At 60.0% G+C, this 20,009-nt stretch carries 16 protein-coding genes; 6 read left to right on the forward strand and 10 right to left on the reverse strand.

Annotated elements, in window-relative coordinates; translation table 11 throughout:
• Positions 1 to 5 precede the first annotated feature (5 nt).
• Together ACQZ5F_RS00440 and ACQZ5F_RS00445 are read right to left on the reverse strand one after the other, a co-directional pair.
• Positions 6 to 1,580: a Re/Si-specific NAD(P)(+) transhydrogenase subunit alpha gene (locus ACQZ5F_RS00440; protein ID WP_052818257.1), complete on the reverse strand. Its 1,575-nt coding sequence runs from the start codon at positions 1,578 to 1,580 to the stop codon at positions 6 to 8.
• Between the two features lie 197 nt (positions 1,581 to 1,777).
• Positions 1,778 to 3,661 carry an MFS transporter gene (locus tag ACQZ5F_RS00445; RefSeq protein WP_046801545.1) on the reverse strand — a complete coding sequence of 628 codons (1,884 nt, stop codon included), beginning with the start codon at positions 3,659 to 3,661 and terminating at the stop codon, positions 1,778 to 1,780.
• A 510-nt stretch (positions 3,662 to 4,171) separates the two neighbouring features.
• Between ACQZ5F_RS00445 and ACQZ5F_RS00450 the strand changes: the two genes are divergently transcribed.
• Positions 4,172 to 5,206: an aspartate-semialdehyde dehydrogenase gene (locus tag ACQZ5F_RS00450; protein ID WP_046801543.1), complete on the forward strand. Its 1,035-nt coding sequence runs from the start codon at positions 4,172 to 4,174 to the stop codon at positions 5,204 to 5,206.
• A 214-nt stretch (positions 5,207 to 5,420) separates the two neighbouring features.
• Entirely contained in the window at positions 5,421 to 6,236 is an 816-nt protein-coding gene (locus tag ACQZ5F_RS00455; protein ID WP_052818254.1) for a lytic murein transglycosylase, read from the forward strand.
• A 190-nt stretch (positions 6,237 to 6,426) separates the two neighbouring features.
• Here the strand turns inward: ACQZ5F_RS00455 and ACQZ5F_RS00460 are convergent, their stop codons facing one another.
• Entirely contained in the window at positions 6,427 to 7,068 is a 642-nt protein-coding gene (locus ACQZ5F_RS00460) for a carbonic anhydrase (protein ID WP_046801541.1), read from the reverse strand.
• 174 nt (positions 7,069 to 7,242) lie between these two features.
• Positions 7,243 to 8,118, reverse strand: a complete 876-nt coding sequence (pdxY, locus tag ACQZ5F_RS00465; RefSeq protein WP_046801610.1) for a pyridoxal kinase PdxY — start codon at positions 8,116 to 8,118, stop codon at positions 7,243 to 7,245.
• A 268-nt stretch (positions 8,119 to 8,386) separates the two neighbouring features.
• Here pdxY and ACQZ5F_RS00470 point away from each other — a divergent pair, with 268 nt between their 5' ends.
• Positions 8,387 to 9,847: a phospholipase D-like domain-containing protein gene (locus ACQZ5F_RS00470; RefSeq protein ID WP_052818253.1), complete on the forward strand. Its 1,461-nt coding sequence runs from the start codon at positions 8,387 to 8,389 to the stop codon at positions 9,845 to 9,847.
• Positions 9,848 to 9,875: 28 nt separating this feature from the next.
• Entirely contained in the window at positions 9,876 to 10,721 is an 846-nt protein-coding gene (locus ACQZ5F_RS00475; protein ID WP_046801539.1) for an endonuclease/exonuclease/phosphatase family protein, read from the forward strand.
• 49 nt (positions 10,722 to 10,770) lie between these two features.
• Here ACQZ5F_RS00475 and ACQZ5F_RS00480 read toward each other — a convergent pair whose 3' ends face one another.
• The 4 genes from ACQZ5F_RS00480 to ACQZ5F_RS00495 form a co-directional block, all read right to left on the reverse strand.
• On the reverse strand, positions 10,771 to 10,974 hold the full coding sequence (locus ACQZ5F_RS00480) for a hypothetical protein (protein ID WP_046801538.1): 204 nt from the start codon (positions 10,972 to 10,974) through the stop codon (positions 10,771 to 10,773).
• Positions 10,975 to 11,265: 291 nt separating this feature from the next.
• Positions 11,266 to 14,460, reverse strand: coding sequence for an efflux RND transporter permease subunit (locus tag ACQZ5F_RS00485; protein WP_046801537.1), 3,195 nt, complete (start codon positions 14,458 to 14,460; stop codon positions 11,266 to 11,268).
• Between the two features lie 131 nt (positions 14,461 to 14,591).
• Positions 14,592 to 15,782, reverse strand: coding sequence for an efflux RND transporter periplasmic adaptor subunit (locus ACQZ5F_RS00490; protein WP_046801536.1), 1,191 nt, complete (start codon positions 15,780 to 15,782; stop codon positions 14,592 to 14,594).
• A 55-nt stretch (positions 15,783 to 15,837) separates the two neighbouring features.
• On the reverse strand, positions 15,838 to 16,635 hold the full coding sequence (locus ACQZ5F_RS00495; RefSeq protein ID WP_046801535.1) for an alpha/beta hydrolase fold domain-containing protein: 798 nt from the start codon (positions 16,633 to 16,635) through the stop codon (positions 15,838 to 15,840).
• Between the two features lie 134 nt (positions 16,636 to 16,769).
• Between ACQZ5F_RS00495 and ACQZ5F_RS00500 the strand changes: the two genes are divergently transcribed.
• Entirely contained in the window at positions 16,770 to 17,669 is a 900-nt protein-coding gene (locus ACQZ5F_RS00500) for a LysR family transcriptional regulator (protein ID WP_225339293.1), read from the forward strand.
• 9 nt (positions 17,670 to 17,678) lie between these two features.
• Here ACQZ5F_RS00500 and ACQZ5F_RS00505 read toward each other — a convergent pair whose 3' ends face one another.
• Positions 17,679 to 18,578 (reverse strand): LysR family transcriptional regulator, encoded by a 900-nt coding sequence (locus ACQZ5F_RS00505; RefSeq protein WP_046801609.1) that lies wholly within the window; start codon positions 18,576 to 18,578, stop codon positions 17,679 to 17,681.
• On the reverse strand, positions 18,497 to 18,769 hold the full coding sequence (locus ACQZ5F_RS00510; protein WP_225339351.1) for a hypothetical protein: 273 nt from the start codon (positions 18,767 to 18,769) through the stop codon (positions 18,497 to 18,499). The genes ACQZ5F_RS00505 and ACQZ5F_RS00510 overlap by 82 nt, the downstream gene beginning before the upstream one ends.
• Here ACQZ5F_RS00510 and ACQZ5F_RS00515 point away from each other — a divergent pair.
• Complete coding sequence (locus tag ACQZ5F_RS00515; protein ID WP_046801533.1) at positions 18,768 to 19,949, forward strand: MFS transporter; 1,182 nt, start codon at positions 18,768 to 18,770, stop codon at positions 19,947 to 19,949. The genes ACQZ5F_RS00510 and ACQZ5F_RS00515 overlap by 2 nt on opposite strands.
• Positions 19,950 to 20,009: the final 60 nt, after the last annotated feature.

A 20,009-nucleotide genomic window follows, 5' to 3' on the forward strand; every position in this document is an offset into this window, starting at 1 on the left:
CACGCTCAGGACTTCTGGAACATGGCGAGCATGCGCCGTGTCACGAGGAAACCGCCGACGATGTTGATCGTCGCGATCAGGACGGAAAGCGAGGCAAGGATCACCACCAGCCAGTTGCCGGAGCCGATCTGCAGCAGCGCGCCCAGAATGACGATGCCGGAAATGGCATTTGTCACCGCCATCAGCGGCGTGTGCAGCGAGTGGCTGACATTCCAGATCACCTGGAAGCCGATGAAGCAGGCGAGCACGAAGACGATGAAGTGGCTCATGAAGCTTGCCGGTGCAAACAGACCGACGAGAAGCAGCAGTGCCGTGCCGATGACGAGCAGCCCGACCTGGTTTTTCGTCTGCGCCTTGAACTCGGCCCGTTCTTTCGCGTGCTTTTCCTCGGGCGAAAGCTCTTTGGCTCTTTCCTTCGGTTTCTGCGCGGCAATCGCCTGGATTTTCGGCGGCGGCGGCGGGAATGTTATCTCGCCCTGATAGGTGACGGTGGCGCCACGGATGACATCGTCTTCCATGTTGTGAACCGGCTTGCCGTCCTTGGCGGGCGTCAGATCGGTCATCATGTGGCGGATGTTGGTGGCGTAGAGCGTCGAGGCCTGCGCCGCCATGCGGCTTGGAAAATCCGTATAGCCGATGACGATGACGCCATTGTCGGACACCACGCGCTGGTCAGGCACCGTCAGATCGCAATTGCCGCCGCGCTCGGCCGCGAGGTCGATGATAACGGAACCCGGCTTCATCATCGCCACCATGTCGGCGAGCCACAGTTTCGGGGCGTCACGACCCGGAATGAGCGCCGTGGTGATGACGATATCGATCTGCGGTGCGAGCTCGCGGAACTTCTCCAGCTGCTTCTCGCGGAATTCCGGCGAGGAGGGGGCGGCATAACCGCCGGTGGCGGCACCATCCTGCTGCTGGTCGGCGAAATCGAGATAGACGAATTGCGCGCCCATGGATTCGATCTGCTCGGCCACCTCGGGGCGAACGTCGAAGGCATAGGTGATGGCGCCGAGCGAGGTGGCCGTGCCGATGGCCGCAAGACCGGCAACGCCGGCACCGATCACCAGCACCTTGGCGGGCGGAACCTTGCCGGCGGCGGTGACCTGACCGGTGAAGAAGCGGCCGAAATTATTGCCGGCTTCGATCACGGCGCGATAACCGGCGATATTGGCCATGGAAGACAGCGCGTCCATCTTCTGGGCGCGGGAAATGCGCGGCACCATGTCCATGGCGATGACATTGGCGCCCTTTTCCTTGGCCTGCTCCAGAAGGTCCTTGTTCTGGGCGGGATAGAAGAACGAGATCAGCGTCTTGTCCGAAGACAGGCGATCAATCTCCGACGTTTCCGGCGGACGAACCTTGGCGATGATGTCGGATCCGGCGTAAAGCGCATCCGCGCTATCGACGACGGTGACGCCGGCTGCGCGATAGGCGTCGTCGGAAAATCCCGCCGCCTTGCCTGCACCGGTTTCGAGGATGCAATCATATCCGAGTTTCTGCAATGCCTGGGCGCTGTCGGGCGTCATGCCGACGCGCGCCTCGCCTTCATATAATTCCTTGGGCGTCCCGATCTTCAAAATGGCTCTCCCTGTGCCTGATAATATAGGGGGGTCATAGCCTATTCAGGGGGGCTTTGTCTCCATATTGATTTTGTCTTGCCTGCGACGGAATGACAGCCCGCTGCGACAGGCTCTGTCGATATGCCGGCTTGTCACGCAATAAAAAAACCCGGTGCCTGCGCACCGGGTTCCGAAAGTGTCGATCAGGATGGTGATCAATCCATGGTGTGGATGTCGCGATCCTTGGTTTCCGGCAGGAACAGCAGGCCGATGACCAGCGTGATGCCAGCAAAGACGATCGGGTACCAGAGACCGTAATAGATGTCGCCCTTCGCCGCGCTCATCGCGAAGGCGGTGGCGGGCAGAAGGCCACCAAACCAGCCGTTGCCGATGTGATAGGGCAGCGACATGCCGGAGTAGCGGATGCGGGTCGGGAACAGTTCGACCAGGAGCGCCGCGATCGGGCCATAGACCATCGTCACATAGATGACGAGGACGGTAAGGACGGCAATGATGACGACCCAGTTCACAGCGGCTGGATCGGCCACCATGGCGAAGGCGCCGCCACCGGCAATGGTGTAGACGGCCATCTCGGCGGCACCGCCGGTCTCGGCCGGTGTCAGCAGCTTGTCCGCCACCAGCTTGTCGGTTGCCACCATCTTCTTGTCGGTGGCACGAACGGCTTCAGCATTGAGGCTGAGTTCCGGGTTTGCGGCGATGAAGGCGTCCAGTTTTGCGTCCGGAACCTGCGCTGCGCCGCGCACCAGCGGATAGCCGCTGTCATGCAGTGCGATGTTGACCTGCTTCTGGAAGGCCTTGTCCTTGGCCGCGGCATCCGCACCGGCTGCGATCGCGTCGTAGCTGGCGATGGTGGCGTCGCCGAGCTTGACGCTCGCCGGCTGGCCGGCCGTTCCGGCAACCACGTCATAGGGCACGGAGTTGCGGGTCAGGAACGAGGTGGCGATATCGCAGGATGTGGTGAATTTCGCAGTACCCGTCGGGTTGAACTGGAATTTGCAGTCGCCGGGGGCGGCGGTCACGGTGGCGCGGACGGTGGATTGCGCTTCCGCGAGTGCCGGGTTACCCGCCCAGGTGAGCGCCTTGAACAGCGGGAAGTAGGTCAGCATCGCCAGAACGAGGCCGGCCATGATGATTGGCTTGCGGCCGATCTTGTCGGAAAGCCAGCCGAAGAGCACGAAGAAACCCGTGCCGAGGATGAGGGCGGCCGCAACCATGATGTTGGCTGACTGGCCGTCCACCTTCAGAATGCTCTGCAGGAAGAACAGCGCGTAGAACTGGCCGGTGTACCAGACGACGGCCTGACCGATGACGGCGCCGACGAGGGCAAGCAGGGCGATCTTGGCGTTCTTCCACTGGCCGAAGGCTTCGCTGAGCGGGGCCTTCGAGGTCTTGCCCTCTTCCTTCATTTTCTTGAAGGCGGGGGATTCGTTCATTTTCAGACGAATCCAGACTGATACGCCGAGCAGCAGAACCGAAACGAGGAAAGGAATGCGCCAGCCCCAGGCGGCGAAGGCTTCCTTACCGAGCGCGAACTGTACGCCGAGAATGACCACCAGCGACAGGAACAGGCCGAGCGTCGCGGTCGTCTGGATCCACGAAGTGTAATAGCCTCTGCGGCCGTTCGGGGCGTGTTCGGCCACGTAAGTTGCGGCACCGCCATATTCACCGCCGAGCGCCAGACCCTGCAGCATGCGCAGGATGATGAGGATGATCGGAGCGGCGATACCGATCTGCGATGCACTGGGCAGGACACCGACGAGGAAGGTGGAAACACCCATGATGAGAATGGTGATGAGGAAGGTGTATTTACGGCCGACGATATCGCCGAGACGCCCAAACACCAGCGCGCCGAAGGGGCGCACGAGGAAGCCGGCGGCAAAGGCCAGAAGCGCGAAGATGTTGCGCGTCGTTTCCGGATATTGGCTGAAGAAGTTCGCGCCGATATAGATCGCGAGCGAGCCGTATAGATAGAAGTCGTACCATTCGAAAACCGTTCCGAGAGAAGAGGCGAAAATCACCTTCTTCTCCTCGCCCGTCATTGGACGGGCGGGGCTGCTCACGGCTGCAACATTTGCCATTGTCTGTCCTCCACAGATGTCCCAATCGGCGCAGTGCAGAGCCCGTCTCTCTCCTCCGGGCTCCCCTTTCGGGTGCAATGCGCATGACATCAGAGTGACAGAAAATTAACCCCAATAAGAGCGATGCTTTCGGATTATGACTTTAGTCTAATGTATAACGTGCGAAAATGTCGCAGAGCGGTTTTTGCCGGCCGGGAGCGGGCGGAGCGAAACATGCCTTTTTTCTTGACACAACTGAGAAACCTTCTAATAGCTTCTCGCGAAGAAGGAGCATCACCTTGCGCAGGCATGTTGCAGACATGATTGTCATGGAAGGACCGGCACAATCCGCCGGCGATGATCCGCGTCTTTCTTATTCCATCCGAATTACGGCCAAAACGACGATTAAAACCGTCTGACGTCTCTGGCCCGCCGCTCTCTCCCCGGTTTGGCTGGGGATCGAGGAAGCCGCGATGCGATGCGGTTTCCCCACCTCACCCAAAAGAGGAGAGACAGAAAGAGAGCTTGATCATGGGTTTCAAAGTTGCAATTGCAGGCGCCACCGGCAACGTCGGTCGCGAAATGCTCAATATCCTGGCCGAACGCGGCTTTCCGGCCGATGAGATCGTGCCGCTCGCTTCCGCCCGTTCGCAGGGCACGGAAGTCTCCTATGGCGACCGCACGCTGAAGGTTTCCAATCTCGAGAATTACGATTTTTCCGACACGGATATTTGCCTGATGTCGGCCGGCGGCGATGTGTCCAAGAAGTGGTCGCCGAAGATCGGCCAGCAGGGTTGCGTCGTCATCGATAACTCGTCCGCATGGCGTTACGATCAGGACGTTCCGCTGATCGTTCCGGAAGTCAATGCCGATGCGGTTGAGGGTTTTACCCGTAAGAACATCATCGCCAACCCCAATTGCTCCACGGCCCAGCTCGTCGTCGCGCTGAAGCCGCTGCATGACTTCGCCAAGATCAAGCGCGTCGTCGTTTCCACCTACCAGTCGGTTTCCGGCGCCGGCAAGGAAGGCATGGACGAGCTGTTCCAGCAGACCCGCGCCGTTTTCGTTGCCGATCCGGTCGAAACCAAGAAGTTCACCAAGCGCATCGCCTTCAACGTCATCCCGCATATCGACGTTTTCATGGAAGACGGCTACACCAAGGAAGAGTGGAAGGTTCTGGCCGAAACCAAGAAGATGCTCGACCCGAAGATCAAGGTAACCTGCACGGCCGTGCGCGTTCCTGTCTTCATCGGCCATTCGGAATCGGTCAATATCGAGTTTGAAAACGAGATCACCGCCGATCAGGCGCGTGACATCCTGCGCGAAGCGCCGGGTTGCCTCGTCATCGACAAGCATGAAAATGGCGGCTACATCACGCCGGTTGAATCCGCCGGTGAAGATGCGACCTATATTTCGCGTATCCGTGAAGATGCAACGGTTGAAAACGGCCTCAACATCTGGGTCGTTTCGGACAATCTGCGCAAGGGCGCTGCTCTCAATGCCATCCAGATCGCCGAACTTCTGGTCAATCGTGGTCTCATCAAGCCCCGCAAGGCGGCTGCGTGATACGATTTTTTAAGGTTCGTTAAGTATAACCCGTCTGTTCTGTGTGGGGCAGACGGGTTTTCCATTGGTGACGATCACGGCCAGTTTATTTGCAGGCCTTGCTGCCGAAAGGCAATTTAAGCCGCCAAAAGACAATTTGGCACCCGACCCCCTACAACGGCAACGTGTTGGTTCTCGGGATAAATTCCCCAAAGGATATCGAAGGCAGATTTTGATGCGGGCAATGAAGGCAATTCTGGCTGGTGTGGCCATGGTCTCGGTTTTGGCAGCGACGCCGGTTATGGCTGCGCAATGCGGCAACACTTCGGCAGGCTTCGATGCCTGGGTCGGCGCCTTCAAGCAGGAAGCGGCGGGCCGCGGTGTCAGCGCTTCGGTGCTCGACCGCGCCTTCTCCGGCGTGTCCTACAATCAGGCGACCATCCGCGCCGATCGCGGCCAGCACAGCTTCAAGCTGTCCTTCGAACAATTCATGCAAAAGCGCGGCGGCCAGACGATCATTTCGCGCGGCAAGACCATGAAGAAGAACAACGCTTCTCTCTTCGCTTCGATCGAGAAGGCTTACGGCGTTCCGGCCGGCCCGCTTCTGGCCATCTGGGGCATGGAAACCGGCTTTGGCGGCTTCATGGGCAACCAGCACACGCTTTCTGCCGTGGCGACGCTCTCCTTCGATTGCCGCCGTTCGGATTATTTCACCGAGCAGCTTTATGCGGCGCTGAAGCTCGTCGGCAGCGGTTCGCTCAACGTCAACGCCAAGGGTGCCGCCCATGGTGAAATCGGCCAGACGCAGTTCCTGCCGCTGAACGTCGTGCGTTACGGCGTGGATTTCGACCGCGACGGCCGCATCGATCTCGTCGGTTCGCGCGCCGATGCGCTGGCATCCACCGCCAATTTCCTTGTCGGCCATGGCTGGCAGCGTGGTGCAGGTTATCAACAGGGACAGGCGAATTATGCCGCCATCCAGGGCTGGAACGCCGCAAGCGTCTACCAGCAGGCCATTGCCTTCATCGGCAAGGCGATCGACGGCCAATAAGGTCGTTGGTTTGACAGGCCTTGTGATCACAAGGCCTTATCCGCATTCTTGACGTCATCCTCGGGCTTGTCCCGAGGATCTGCAACGTTCCGATTTGTGCGAGGTGGTTAGATCCTCGGGACAAGCCCGAGGATGACGGGAGTTACCGGAGCGGCCCCCAAAAGGGGCCCAGTAGTACAGCCCGCTTCAATCACAAATCCGGGCGGCGAAAGTCGCCGGTTTTGCCGTCCATCACCCACAATTCGCCGGTCGAAATATCGAACCACGCGCCGTGCAGCTTCACCTTGCCGGCGGTTTCCTGCGCCTTGACGAAGGGGAAACCGCGCAGGTTGGCGAGGGACGTGCGGATGGAGACGCGTTCCAGTGCGGTCTGGCGCTCGGAGGCGGTCATGACATCGTTGCTCTGGATTTGCTCGGCCGCTGATTTGACCATGTTCATCCATTTGCCGATGAAGTCACCGGGGGACAGCGGCTCGAGATTGGGATCTAGTGCTGCCTGAATGCCGCCGCAGCGGCCGTGGCCCATGACGACGATGTCCTTCACCTTCAGAACCTGCACGGCATATTCGATGGCTGCCGAGGTGGCGTGGTATTGTCCGTCAGGCTCGAAAGGCGGCACCATGTTGGCGACGTTGCGGACAACGAAAAGCTCTCCCGGTCCGCAATCGAAAATGGTTTCCGGCGCCGAACGGGAGTCACAACAGGCAATGAACAGGGTTTGCGGTTTCTGTCCGGTATCGGCCAGAACGCGGTATCTTTCGCGCTCGTCGACATAGCGGCCGCTCATGAAGTTCTTGTAGCCGTTCAGAAGAGTTTCCGGAAAATCTTTCATCTATCGCAGTACCGTTATGCTTGGACCAAGATCACGGGGCGAACCTGGCGCGTTGAAGACCAATCCTTTAGAGCATTTTCGCTTTTCTTCGAACCGCGAAACCGCTCCAACTTCCTGTTGCCGCATTTCCGGACGGAAAACCGAGGGCCACTTTTCCTGGAAATGCTCTAGCCGCTATTTGCGCTTGCTGCGTGAAGGATGCAAGAGATGACGCATCTGCACCATGGCCATGGGTGTGGAAAGACTTGAAGAATCGGTCTCCAGCGTCAGTTCGTTCATCTCGCGTTTTTTCGTGCGGGCCAGAATTTCAAACACGCTGGCGGTGGCCAGCTGCAGCGCCTTTTCATCATCCAGGCCTTCCAGCAGGCGGGCGAGGAACAGCGCCGACATCAGGTCGCCAAGCCCGTTCGGCGCATTCTCGATGGCGCGATGTTCGGCAAGCAGGGCGTGCCGGCCGCTGAGATAAAGATTGCCGGTGCCACCCGCCATCATCGGCACGGCGGAGGTGACCAGCATTTTCGGCGGGCCGAGTGCCAGCGCCGCATCCATGATGGCATTGTTGGTTTCAAGTTCGGCGCCGCTCATCCAGGCCAGTTCATAGCGGTTCGGTGTTGCGACGGTGGCAAGCGGGATGAGGTGGTCGCGAATGGCTTCGGCGGTCTCAAGAGGAATGTAAAGCCCGCCCAGATCGCCCATGACCGGGTCACAGGCGTAAATCAGCGACGGGTTCTTTTCCTTCAGGTTGCGGATCAGCCTTGCGACGGAGCGCACCTGTGCTGCACTGCCGAAATAACCGGTGAGAACAGCCTTGACCTCGCCGACCCATTTGGCGTTCTCAAGGTCGCTCATGGCCTTGTCGAAGTCGTCGTCCTGAAAGCGCATCCGCGTGGATGGGCCATGACCGGGATGCCAGGGCATGACGATGGTGGGCACTGCCCATACCGGATAACCGAGGGTTTCCAGCGCGAAGACCGCGGCGCGATTGCCGACCGATCCACGCATGACGTGGCTGGAAATGACGATGACGGCGCCCTGTGTATTTTCCTGCATCACGGCCTTCTTGCTTTCAAATGTCGCAGAAGCGCGCAAGTGCCCCTGCCTAGAGATCAAGATGCGCTCTCATGACATATCGCAAGGCCGGTTTCCACCGTTAATCCCGCAATGGTCTGTCCCGCAAAAGGATGGGCGGGGGCGGGCGTTCTTGCGCTGCCGGGTTGCCTTCCTGTCATTGCGCGATGGGCGAGGTGCGTTTTATTGGCGCACTGGGTCCTCCGAAAAGCGCGTTACACTTTTCGGTCTGATGCCCTATAGTTGTAATATGCTCGATCTCGTCATCGCCTATTGGCCCCATATCCTTGCCGTCCTTTCCATTTTGATGGGAACCGTGGCGGCCGTACATGCCACGATGACGAAGGAGGAGGTCCGTTCCGCGCTGGGCTGGGTGGGCGTCATCGTGCTGTCGCCCATCGTCGGCGCGGTCATCTATGCCATTGCCGGTATCAACCGCATTCGCCGGTCGAACATCACGCAGCAGCGGTCCTTCATGCAGGACGAGATCATGGATCGCGTGGCTCGTTTCGATGCGGACGCAGAACTGGTCGCCACGCGGTTTGGCCGCCGTTTTGAAGCGATGAAGACGCTGGGCGACCGGGTGACACGCCACGCGCTGACGACCGGCAACGCCATCGAGCCGCTTGTGACGGGTGACGTCGCCTATGCCGCCATGCTGGAGGCGATCGGCGAGGCGAAGCGGTCGATCATTCTCGAAACATATATTTTCGACAATGACAGGATCGGTTCCCGCTTCGTCGCGGCGCTCGAGCAGGCAAAACTGCGCGGCGTGGAAGTGAGGGTGCTCATCGATGCCGTGGGGGCGCGATATTCCGTGCCGAGCATCCTGCCGACGCTCCGGGACAAGGGCATCATCGCCGATGTCTTCAACGGCAATGTCATCATGGGGCTTCGGCTGCCCTATGCCAATCTGCGCACCCACCGCAAGATCCTGGTGGTAGACGGGCGCATCGCCTTTAGCGGCGGCATGAATATCCGTGAGGGTTTCACGCTGGAATTCGGTGGCGGGAAGCAGTCGCACGATACCCATTTCAAGATTACCGGGCCGGTGGTTTCGGATTTTTTCTCCATTGCGGCGGAGGACTGGCGTTTCACCACGAAAGAACTTCTGGACACGCCGGTCTGGGATATCGCCATTCCCGACGGTGTGCCGGGTTCGCAGATCGTCGCCCGGGTTTCCTCCTCGGGGCCGGATAAAAGCATCGAGACCAGTCACAAGATGCTGATGGGTGCGTTTTCCGTCGCCCGTTCCTCCATTCTTATCATGTCGCCCTATTTTCTCCCCGATCGGGAGCTTATTTCGGCACTCATAACCGCAGCAAGGCGGGGAGTGGTGGTCGATATCATCGTGCCCAAAAGCAACAATCTGGTGCTTGTGGACAGGGCGATGACGGCGCAGTTCGACCAGATGCTGAAGAATTATTGCCGCATCTGGCGAGCGACGGGGGCTTTCAATCATTCCAAGCTTCTGGTGATCGACGAGCGCTGGACCTATATCGGTTCCTCCAATCTCGATCCACGTTCGCTGCGATTGAACTTCGAGATCGATCTCGAAGTTATGGATGAGGCGTTTGCCGGGGTGATCGGGGCGCGCATCCGGGATGCGCGTGCGACCGCCTTGCCGGTGCGGCTCAGCGAACTGAATGGGCGGCCATTCGTTGTTCGTTTCGTGGAGCGTGTCCTCTGGCTCGCTTCGCCCTATCTTTAGAGCCTTGGATATGCGGAGACATTGACGCGTGAAGAAAAACGGTTTGCTGAACAGCGAAAAAACGGCCCTGGCGGCAAATAGCAGTTTGCCCGCCTTCGTCATGCAGTCGCTGCGCGACCATCGTCAGCGGCAGAAAGCGGTGCAGGCGGCGAAAGATCATTCCTTCCCCGTCATTGCTTCGTACAATGTGCATAAATGCGTCGGCCGCGACCGCAAGTTCGATCCTGATCGCACCAGCCGCGTCATTCAGGAAATCGGTGCTGATATCATTGCCCTTCAGGAGGCGGACAGCCGTTTTGGCGAGCGCACCGGCCTGCTTGATCTTGCCCGGCTGGAGCGGGAAAGCGGGCTTATTCCCGTGCCGGTGCAGGCAGGGGTGAAGGCGCACGGGTGGCACGGCAATGTCGTGCTGTTCAGGGAAGGTGCCGTCAGGGACGTGCATACGCTGAAACTGCCGGGGCTGGAGCCACGCGGTGCGCTTGTCGTGGAGCTGGATCTGAAAAGTGGCGGCACGCTGCGCGTCATCGCCGCCCATTTTGGCCTGCTGCGGCATTCCCGTGCCCAGCAGGCGAAGGCATTGATCGGCCTTCTGGAAGCGCGCAACGAATGCGCGACCGTCCTCATGGGAGACCTGAACGAATGGCGGCTCGGCAACGGCTCGTCGCTCAACACGTTTCGGGATGCTTTCGGCGCGCTGCCGCCGGCGGTGCCGAGTTTTCCCTCCAACCTGCCGGTGCTGGCGCTCGACAGGATCATCGCCAATCGGGAAGGTCTGGTCGAGCAGGTGGAGGCGCATGACAGTGCGCTGGCGCGTGTCGCTTCAGATCACCTGCCGCTGAAAGCCGCGGTCCGGACAGACCTGCTTCAGGCCTGATCCCGCCACGACATGGCACGTCGCTCGCCGAGGCTGAGGCAGGGTCGGGTTAAAGCCGCTGCGCCGCCGCCATGTGGTTGCGCGAGCGCGCTTCCAGCAATGACGTGCGAATGGCTTCCATCAGTCGCTCTCGATTGTTTCTGGTCTTGCACCGGTCGAGATTCTGCGCGGCAAGCGCGAGATCAAGACCCTCATGCATCACTATAGAATAGGCAACGGTTGTTGCCCAGTTTTCGTAGTCCTGCTCCATCATGTCGCCCCTGAACTAAATCATTTAGTCCGAATCACCCAGTTCTTGGAAATTACCACAAAATACAAAGCATAAAACAGCATTGTTTCTTCGGGTTCCCGGCGATTGGTGAAGCTATATTGATTTTTCTCAGTTCTAACGCGGTGCAATATAGGTGCTTATTCCAGTTAAGCATTTGAAACTGATTCCATTTCAGGAGGGTTGCATAAACATTTCCGTCCATAAAAAACGCCGCGCATCTGATGATGCGCGGCGGGCTTGCGTCGAAGGTGGCGGTGGATGGGAGGTAAGGTTTCAGCCGGCCTTTTCGAGCTTGTAGTCCGAATTGGCCGGTTCTTCCTGCTTGTGCTGGATGAGCGGACGGTTGCCCGCCAGCTTGCGCACCAGCACATAGAATACCGGTGTCATGAAGATGCCGAAGAACGTCACGCCGATCATGCCGGAGAATACCGCGACACCCATGGCCGCACGCATTTCCGCACCCGCACCGGTGGAGACGACCAGCGGCACCACGCCCATGATGAAGGCGAGTGAGGTCATCAGGATCGGGCGCAGGCGAAGCCGGCTTGCCTCGATGGCCGCCTGAAGCGGCGTTCGTCCTTCAAATTCCAGCTCCCGGGCGAATTCCACGATCAGGATCGCGTTCTTCGCCGAGAGACCGACAAGGACGACAAGGCCGATCTGCGTAAAGATGTTATTATCCCCTCCCGTCAGCCAGACGCCTGTAAGGGCCGCAAGCACACCGAGCGGGACGATCAGGATGATCGCAATCGGCAATGTGAGGCTTTCATATTGCGCGGCGAGCACGAGATAGACGAGCAGCAGCGCCAGCGGGAATACCACGATGCTGGAATTGCCGGCGAGAATCTGCTGGTAGGTCAGGTCGGTCCACTCGTAGTCGACGCCCGCGGGCAGGGTTTCGGCAAGGATTTTCTCCATGGCCGCCTGTGCCTGTCCAGAGGAGAAGCCCGGCGCCGGACCGCCGTTGATATCGGCGGCAAGGAAGCCGTTGTAACGGTTGGTGCGCTCCGGTCCTGTCGTTGCATCCACCTTCAGCAGTGTCGACAGCGGGATCATCTGGCCGGTCGCGGAGCGAACCTTCAGGCGGCCGATATCTTCCGCATGAGCGCGGAACTGCGAATCTGCCTGCACTCGAACGCTGTATGTCCGTCCGAAAGCATTGAAGTCGTTGACATAGAGCGAGCCGAGATAAATCTGCAGCGTCTGGAAGACGTCGCTGACGGAGACGCCCAGCTGTTCCGCCTTGGCGCGGTCGAGATCGGCGAAGAGCTGCGGCACATTGATCTGGTAGCTGGAGAAGATGCCCGCCAGCTCCGGCGTCTGATAGGCCTTGCCGATCACCGCTTTCGCCGCTTCATCGAGCGTCTGGTAGCCGTAACCGGCGCGGTCTTCGATCTGCAGCTTGAAACCGCCCGTCTGGCCGAGACCGTTGACCGGCGGCGGCGGGAACATGGCGATGAAGGCATCCTGAATGCCCGCATATTTCTGGTTCAGCTGCATGGCGATGGCATTGCCGGACAGTTCCGGCGTCTTGCGCTTTTCGAAGTCATCGAGAACCGCAAAAACGATGCCGGAATTGGAGCCGATGGTGAAGCCATTGATCGACAGGCCGGGGAAGGCGATGGCGTGGCTGACGCCGGGTGTTTCCAGGGCGATGTCGCTCATGCGCTTGATGACGTTTTCCGTGCGGTCAAGCGTCGCGCCATCAGGAAGCTGGGCAAAACCGATCAGGTATTGCTTGTCCTGCGCCGGCACGAAGCCGCTCGGCACTGTCGTGAACATGCCATAGGTGGCGGCCACCAGCGCCATATAGACGATCATGACAAGGCTCTTGCGCGTCACCAGCCCGCCGACGGTCTTGCCGTAGCCGTTGGAGGCGGCGCCGAAGGCGCGGTTGAAGCCGCGGAAGAACCAGCCAAGGATTTTGTCCATGAAGCGGGTCAGCCAGTCTTTCGGTGCGCCGTGTTCCTTCAGCAGCAGAGCTGCAAGAGCGGGCGACAGCGTCAGCGAGTTGATGGCCGAAATGACGGTGGAGATGGCGATGGTCAGTGCGAACTGCCGGTAGAACTGGCCCGACAGGCCGGAGATGAAGGCAAGCGGCACGAAAACGGCGACCAGAACCAGCGCGATTGCGATGATCGGGCCGGACACTTCCCGCATCGCCTTGTAGGTGGCGTCACGCGGCGAGAGCCCGTTTTCAATGTTTCGCTCGACGTTTTCCACAACCACGATGGCGTCATCCACCACGATGCCGATGGCGAGCACAAGGCCGAACAGGGTCAGGGCGTTGATGGAGAAGCCGAAGGCATACATGACGGCGAAGGTGCCGATGATCGAGACCGGAACGGCGATCAGCGGAATGATCGATGCGCGCCAGGTCTGCAGGAAGAGGATGACGACAAGCACCACGAGGCCAACGGCCTCGAGGAGTGTGTCAACAACCTTCTCGATGGAGGAGCGTACGAATTTCGTCGTGTCGTAGACGATCTCGTATTTTACGCCATCAGGCATTGCCAGCTGCAGATTGTCCATCGTGGCACGGACATTGTCGGCGATTTCGATGGCGTTGGAGCCGGGTGCCTGGAGGACGGCGACAGCCACGGCGGGTTCACCGTCGAGCAGCGAACGCAGCGTGTAATCGGCCGCGCCAAGCTCGATGCGGGCGACGTCACGCAGGCGGGTGATTTCACCGTTCGCGCCGCTCTTGACGATGATGTTGCCGAATTCTTCCGGTGTGGTCAGACGGCCCTGCGCATTGACGTTGAGCTGCAGGTCGACACCATTAGGGCTTGGGGAAGCGCCGATGACGCCGGCTGCGGCCTGCACGTTCTGCTGGCGGATGGCGTCGGAAACGTCGCTGGCGGCCAGATCGTGCTCGGCGACCTTCTGCGGGTCGAGCCAGACGCGCATGGAATAGTCACCTGCGCCAAAGACCTGCACCTGGCCGACACCTTCGATGCGGGCGAGGCGATCCTTGACGTTCAGCGTCGCGTAGTTACGCAGATAGGTGATGTCATAGGCGTCGGTCTTCGAGACGAGGTTGACGACCATGATGAAGTCGGGCGAGCTCTTGACGGTGGTGATGCCGAGGGCGCGAACTTCCGCCGGCAGGCGCGGTTCGGCCTGCGATACGCGGTTCTGCACCAGCTGCTGCGCCTTGTCAGGGTCGGTGCCGAGCTTGAAGGTCACGGTCAGCGTCAGCACGCCGTCGGACGTCGCCTGGCTGCCCATATAGAGCATGTCCTCGACGCCGTTGATCTGTTCTTCCAGCGGTGTCGCGACGGTTTCGGCGATAACGGTCGGGTTCGCGCCGGGATAGGTGGCGCGCACGACGACGGATGGCGGAACGACTTCGGGATATTCCGAAATCGGCAGGGCGCGCATGCCGAGAAGGCCTGCCACCACAATCAGGACCGAAAGCACGGCAGCAAATACCGGCCGGTCGACAAAAAATCTGGAAATATTCATATCCAGTCCCTCTCCGGGTCTTTGGGAATGCGAAGGCCGTTCCGGCGGCAATCCTGCCGCCGGTGAAGGCCGGTTCTGTCTGAAGGGGCGTCTCGCGAAAGCGCGGGACGCTTACTGATCAAAGAGGCGGGTTACTGCGAGGCAGCAACCTTGTCTTCCGTCTGCGGTGCGATGGTTGCGCCGGGGCGAATACGCTGCAGGCCGTTGACGACGATCGTATCACCGGCGGCAAGGCCGCTTTCGATGATGCGCTGGCCATCGGCCGGTGCGCCCGGCTTGATCTGGCGGTAGCTCACCTTGTTTTCGGCATCGACCACGAAGACGAAACGCTTGTCCTGATCCGTGCCGATGGCGCGATCGCTGATGACGATGCGGTTTTCCGGCTTCGGTTCACCCATGCGCACCCGCACGAACTGGCCGGGGATGAGCCTGCCATCAGGATTTTCGAAGACGGCGCGGACACCGATGGTGCCGCTTGCCGAATCCACCTGGTTGTCGATCAGGTGCAGCGTGCCCTTGATCGGCGTGCCCTCATCCGAAAGCGTGCCGATTTCCACTGGGATCTGTTCGAGAGCCGGCAGGGCGCCGTCCGTCTGCGGCAGTTCGGCAAGCGCCTTGGCCACCACGCCTTCGCTGGCATTGAAGCTGGCATAGATCGGGTTGACCGAAACCAGCGTCGTCAGTGCAGGCGAAGTCGAGCCGGCGGCGACGAGGTTGCCGGCGGTGATTTCGATGCGGCCGACACGACCGGAAACCGGTGCGAGGATTTCGGTATAACCGAGATCGAGCTCAGCCGTCGTCAGGGCTGCGCGGGCGGCGCGAAGCTGGGCTTGCGCATCCGCAAACGAGCTTTGACGCTGGTCGAGATCGCTCTGGGAGATGGTGCGGTTATCGGAAAGCCGGCGGCCACGGTCGAGTTCCGTCTTCGCAAGGCTAACCTTGGCTTCAGCGGAGGCGACCTGTCCTTCAGCGCCCGCAACGGCGGCCTGATAGGGGGCGGGGTCGATGGTGAAGAGGGGATCGCCTTCTTTCACCAGCGCACCTTCGCGGAAATGAACAGCCTTGATCTGGCCTGCGACGCGGGAGCGGATCTGCACCCGCTCGACGGCTTCGAGACGGCCGGAAAACTCTTCCCAGCGCATGACGTCACGGCTTTCCACCTTGGCGACGGTGACCGGAATTGCCGGCGTCTCGGCAGGTGTGGAGGCGGCCGTGGCATCGCGGCTGGTGGGGAGATCGAAAAACAGTGCTGCGGCTGCAACGGACATAGCAAGTCCGATACCGGCGCCCGTCAGGGCCCGGCGCTTTGTGTTCAGCGTCATGGGTTTCTCCTTGGCTCCCGATCAGGAGCCGGTCAGTTTCTGAATAAATGCGGTATCAGTGTTTCAACTGGTCAACGAAGGTCTTGAATTCCGAACAGACGGATGAGACCCATCCGCCGCCCTCTCCTTGATAAAGCCCCGTCCAGCCAACGCCGGAGGGGAAAACATGCTGGCGGACGCTGACACCGGAGGCGATGAGCCTGTCGGCATAACCGACCGTTTCGTCGCGCAGAGGGTCGTCCTCGGCGGTAAAGATCAGCGCCGGCGCCACCCGGTTCAGCCGCGTACACTGGCAGGGCGCGGCATAGGGGTGGAAAAACCCGCACGCCTTGGCAAGATAGTGGCTCCAGCCATCCGCCCAGCGCTCACGCATGCCGATCCTGTCCGCGTCGCGAAAGGATTCCGTCGTCATCATCGGGTCGATCATGGGCGACAGAAGAATCTGACCTGCGAGTTTGCCGGGCATGCGGTCACGGGCCTTAAGGGCAAGTCCCGCCGCCACATTGCCGCCCGCCTCTTCGCCGGCCACGAACAGCAGCGATTTCGCGCTGCCATAATGTTTGCGGTCCCGGCTCAGATGGTCGAGCGCCTCAAAAGCGCAATCCATCGCCATCGGAAACTCGTTGCCGGATGGCTTGCTATAGTCAGCCTCGACAACGATGGCACCGCTTTCCGCTAAGGCCTGGGCTACCGGAAGTTCCGGGCAATTGCCGCCCTTTTCCAGAAACGAACCGCCGCGCAGATAAAGGATCACGGGCGGGTGGCTGCACAGGCCGGCGCTCTCATAACGGCGCACGGAAAGCTGGGATGCGGGGCCCCCACAGCATTCGATGTTTTCCCAATGCGCCTTCATTTGATCCGGTCCCGTGTACCGCCATCGGCAGTTCACCATATTTGCAAAATCTGAAATTCATATTATTGTTCGAGAGAAAACGATCAAGTACGTCAAAATGAAAACACTATTCCAAAAAAGTGGATAATAGCTAGATGGATCAGCTTTCCGCCATGCGGGTCTTCACGCGCGTCGTCGAGACCGGCAATTTCAGCCGCGCCGCCACCGCGCTGAACATGCCCAAAACTACCGTGACCAACATGGTGCAGGCGCTGGAGGCGCATCTGCAGACCACGCTTCTCAACCGCACCACGCGGCGGGTGATGCTGACGACGGACGGCGCTCTCTATTATGAGCGAGCCTCACAGATTTTATCGGAAGTAGAAGAACTGGACGGTAGCATGTCCAGCGCACAGGTGCAGCCTTCCGGCCGGTTGCGGGTGGAAATGGCCGGTGTCTTCGCGGACCTCGTGGTTATCCCACATCTTTGCGAATTTTACCAGCGTTATCCGCAAATCCGTCTCGATCTCGGCGTCGGCGACCGGCTGGTCGACTATATTGCCGAGAATGTCGACTGTGCGCTGCGGGTCGGCGTGCTGCGTGATCAGTCGCTGATTGCCCGTAAAGTGGGCGAACTCCGGTTCGAGACATTTGCCTCGCCATCCTACATCGAAAATTTCGGCATGCCGCGGGAACCGGAGGATCTGGAGAAGGATCACTATTCGGTAGGTTACCTCAATGCCACCACCGGCCAGATCATGCCGGCCTCCTTCGACAATGGTGTGCGCAGCGTCGAGCTGACCCCGAATTATGTGGTATCGGTGAATGACAGCCGCACCTATCTCAACGCCGCGCTGGCGGGCATGGGTATCGTGCAATTGCCTATCTTCATGGTGAAAGACCACTTGGCGCGTGGCGAACTGGTGCCGGTCCTTTCGGAATGGCAGCGCGAAGCCATGCCGATCTATGTCGTTTATCCGCAGACCCGGCATGTCACCAACAAGGTGCGGGTTTTTGTCGACTGGCTCGCCAAGCTGGTGCACGGCATGGTCTGAGGCGGTCAATCACCGCCCGACCCTTGCGGCGACAAAATCGATGAAGGCGCGCACGCGGGCGGCCAGGTGTTCGTGGCCGGCATAAACCGCGTGGATCACTTCCATCTCCTCGGCATTATAGTCTTCCAGCACCGGCACGAGCAGGCCCGCCTCTATATCCGGCTCGATATGAAATTCGCCGACCCTTCCGAGCCCTAACCCCGTCAGGCAGAGCCTTCGCATCGCCATGCCGCTGTTGACCGCGACATTGCCCGTGACGGGAAGGCGATAGACTTCCGCCGAACCGGGGTCACGAAATGGCCATTCGTTGAGGCTGCGGCTGAAATTGAAACTGAAGCAATTATGCTGCGCCAGATCCTGCGGTGTTTCCGGCATGCCATGTTTTTCGATATAAGCGGGGGAGGCGACGATGATCCGGCGCACCTCTTTCAGCTTTCTCGCCTTCAGAGATGAATCTCCCATCGCGCCCGAGCGGATGGCGATATCTGTGCGCTCCTCGATGAGACTGATGACACCGTCGGTCAGCGAAATATCCAGCTCGATTTCGGGATAAAGCGACAGGAACTCAGGCGCCAGCGGCAGGAGATAACGTTCGCCGAAACCCAGCGTGGCGTTGACGCGCAAAAGGCCGCGCGGCACCACCTTGCCGCCGCTCGCCACGATCTGCTCCGTCTCGGCTATGTCGGCCAGAATGCGCCTTGCCCGAAAAAGGTAGACTTCGCCTTCCGGTGTGAGCGTGACTAGCCGGGTGGAGCGGGCAAGCAGCCGGGTGCCGAGGCGGTCTTCGATACGGGTGACAAGCTTGCTCACCGCCGAGGGCGAAAGTTTCAGCCGACGTCCGGCGGCGGAAAAGCTGCCGAGTTCAGCTGCCGCCACAAAGACTTCCATTTCTCCGGCCCGATTGTCCATCGCCATACCATCTGTGAAATCAATTCAAAGGTATTTATCCAACCTTGCCGATTATCATGCAAGTCCCCTTCGCCCATATTGCGTCCATAGATTTGATCCAACCGGACAGCACCGCTGTTCAAATGATCCAACCGGACGGCACCGCTGTCCAGAACGCCCGCGATCCCGCTGGGCGAAGAGGTATTCGTCATGCCATTGGCCATATTTGCCCTGACGATCGCGGCCTATGCGATCGGCACCACGGAGTTCGTCATCGTCGGCCTTCTGCCGACGGTGGCAAATGATCTCAACATTACCCTGCCGCTTGCCGGCCTCATCGTCAGCGTCTACGCGCTGGGTGTCACCTTCGGCGCGCCGATCCTGACGGCGCTGACCGGCAAGATCGAAAGGAAACCGCTGCTGCTCGGCCTGATGGCCCTGTTCATCATCGGCAACAGCGCCGCAGCGCTTTCTCCCAGTTATGAGATGCTGCTTGTCGCCCGCGTCATCGCCGCCTTTGCTCATGGCGTGTTCTTCTCGGTCGGAGCGACCATCGCCGCCGATCTCGTGCCGGAAAACCGTCGTGGCTCGGCGATTGCCATGATGTTCATGGGGTTGACGGTCGCCATCGTTACCGGCGTTCCGCTCGGCACCTATATCGGCCAGGTGTTCGGCTGGCGCGCTACCTTCTGGGCCGTTGCCGGGCTTGGCGTCATCGCCTTCTTCGGCATTGCCGCCCTTCTGCCAAACACGCTCAAAAAGGCGCCGCCTGCCAGCCTGCTCGATCAGGTCCGCGTTCTCGGTTCCGGCCGTCTGCTCATCGTCTTTGCCATGACCGCGCTCGGTTATGGCGGCACCTTTGTCGCCTTCACCTTTCTCGCGCCCATCCTGCAGGATGTCACCGGCTTTTCGGAAAAGAGCGTTAGCCTCATTCTGGTGCTTTACGGCATTGCCATTGCGGCCGGCAATATCGGCGGCGGCAAGATCGCCAACCATAACCCTGTCAAGGCGTTGATCGGTCTCTTCCTGGCGCAATCCATCGTGTTGCTCGTCTTTTCCTTCACGGCCGTCTCGCCGGTGCTGACGCTCATCACGCTTGCCGCGCTCGGGTTCCTGTCCTTCGCCAATGTTCCCGGCCTGCAGCTTTATGTGGTGCAGCTCGCCAAGGAACATCGCCCCGGTGCCGTCGATGTGGCATCGGCGCTCAACATCGCCGCTTTCAATCTCGGTATCGCCATCGGCGCATGGCTCGGCGGTCTGGTGGTGGAATCGCCGATGGGCCTTGCCGCAACCCCGTGGGTCGGCGCCATCCTCGTTGCCGTCGCCCTGCTCCTGACCCTCTGGAGCAGCGCTCTTGATCGCCGCGCCGCGCTGACGCTGAAGACGGCTTAAGCTTTTCACACCCAATTCCCGGCCATTCCCCTCGGGCTGGTCGGGCAATATCATAGGAGA

The sequence above is a fragment of the Agrobacterium sp. 22-210-1 genome (assembly GCF_053522525.1).

Coding starts and splice junctions, on each gene's coding strand:
- ACQZ5F_RS00480 (WP_046801538.1), bottom strand. CDS start 10,974: ATGATGGAGCAGGACTACGAAAACTGGGCAACAACCGTTGCCTATTCT.
- ACQZ5F_RS00470 (WP_052818253.1), top strand. CDS start 8,387: ATGCTCGATCTCGTCATCGCCTATTGGCCCCATATCCTTGCCGTCCTT.
- pdxY (WP_046801610.1), bottom strand. CDS start 8,118: ATGCAGGAAAATACACAGGGCGCCGTCATCGTCATTTCCAGCCACGTC.
- ACQZ5F_RS00500 (WP_225339293.1), top strand. CDS start 16,770: ATGGATCAGCTTTCCGCCATGCGGGTCTTCACGCGCGTCGTCGAGACC.
- ACQZ5F_RS00490 (WP_046801536.1), bottom strand. CDS start 15,782: ATGACGCTGAACACAAAGCGCCGGGCCCTGACGGGCGCCGGTATCGGA.
- ACQZ5F_RS00485 (WP_046801537.1), bottom strand. CDS start 14,460: ATGAATATTTCCAGATTTTTTGTCGACCGGCCGGTATTTGCTGCCGTG.
- ACQZ5F_RS00510 (WP_225339351.1), bottom strand. CDS start 18,769: ATGACGAATACCTCTTCGCCCAGCGGGATCGCGGGCGTTCTGGACAGC.
- ACQZ5F_RS00455 (WP_052818254.1), top strand. CDS start 5,421: ATGCGGGCAATGAAGGCAATTCTGGCTGGTGTGGCCATGGTCTCGGTT.
- ACQZ5F_RS00495 (WP_046801535.1), bottom strand. CDS start 16,635: ATGAAGGCGCATTGGGAAAACATCGAATGCTGTGGGGGCCCCGCATCC.
- ACQZ5F_RS00505 (WP_046801609.1), bottom strand. CDS start 18,578: ATGGACAATCGGGCCGGAGAAATGGAAGTCTTTGTGGCGGCAGCTGAA.
- ACQZ5F_RS00515 (WP_046801533.1), top strand. CDS start 18,768: ATGCCATTGGCCATATTTGCCCTGACGATCGCGGCCTATGCGATCGGC.
- ACQZ5F_RS00450 (WP_046801543.1), top strand. CDS start 4,172: ATGGGTTTCAAAGTTGCAATTGCAGGCGCCACCGGCAACGTCGGTCGC.
- ACQZ5F_RS00445 (WP_046801545.1), bottom strand. CDS start 3,661: ATGGCAAATGTTGCAGCCGTGAGCAGCCCCGCCCGTCCAATGACGGGC.
- ACQZ5F_RS00460 (WP_046801541.1), bottom strand. CDS start 7,068: ATGAAAGATTTTCCGGAAACTCTTCTGAACGGCTACAAGAACTTCATG.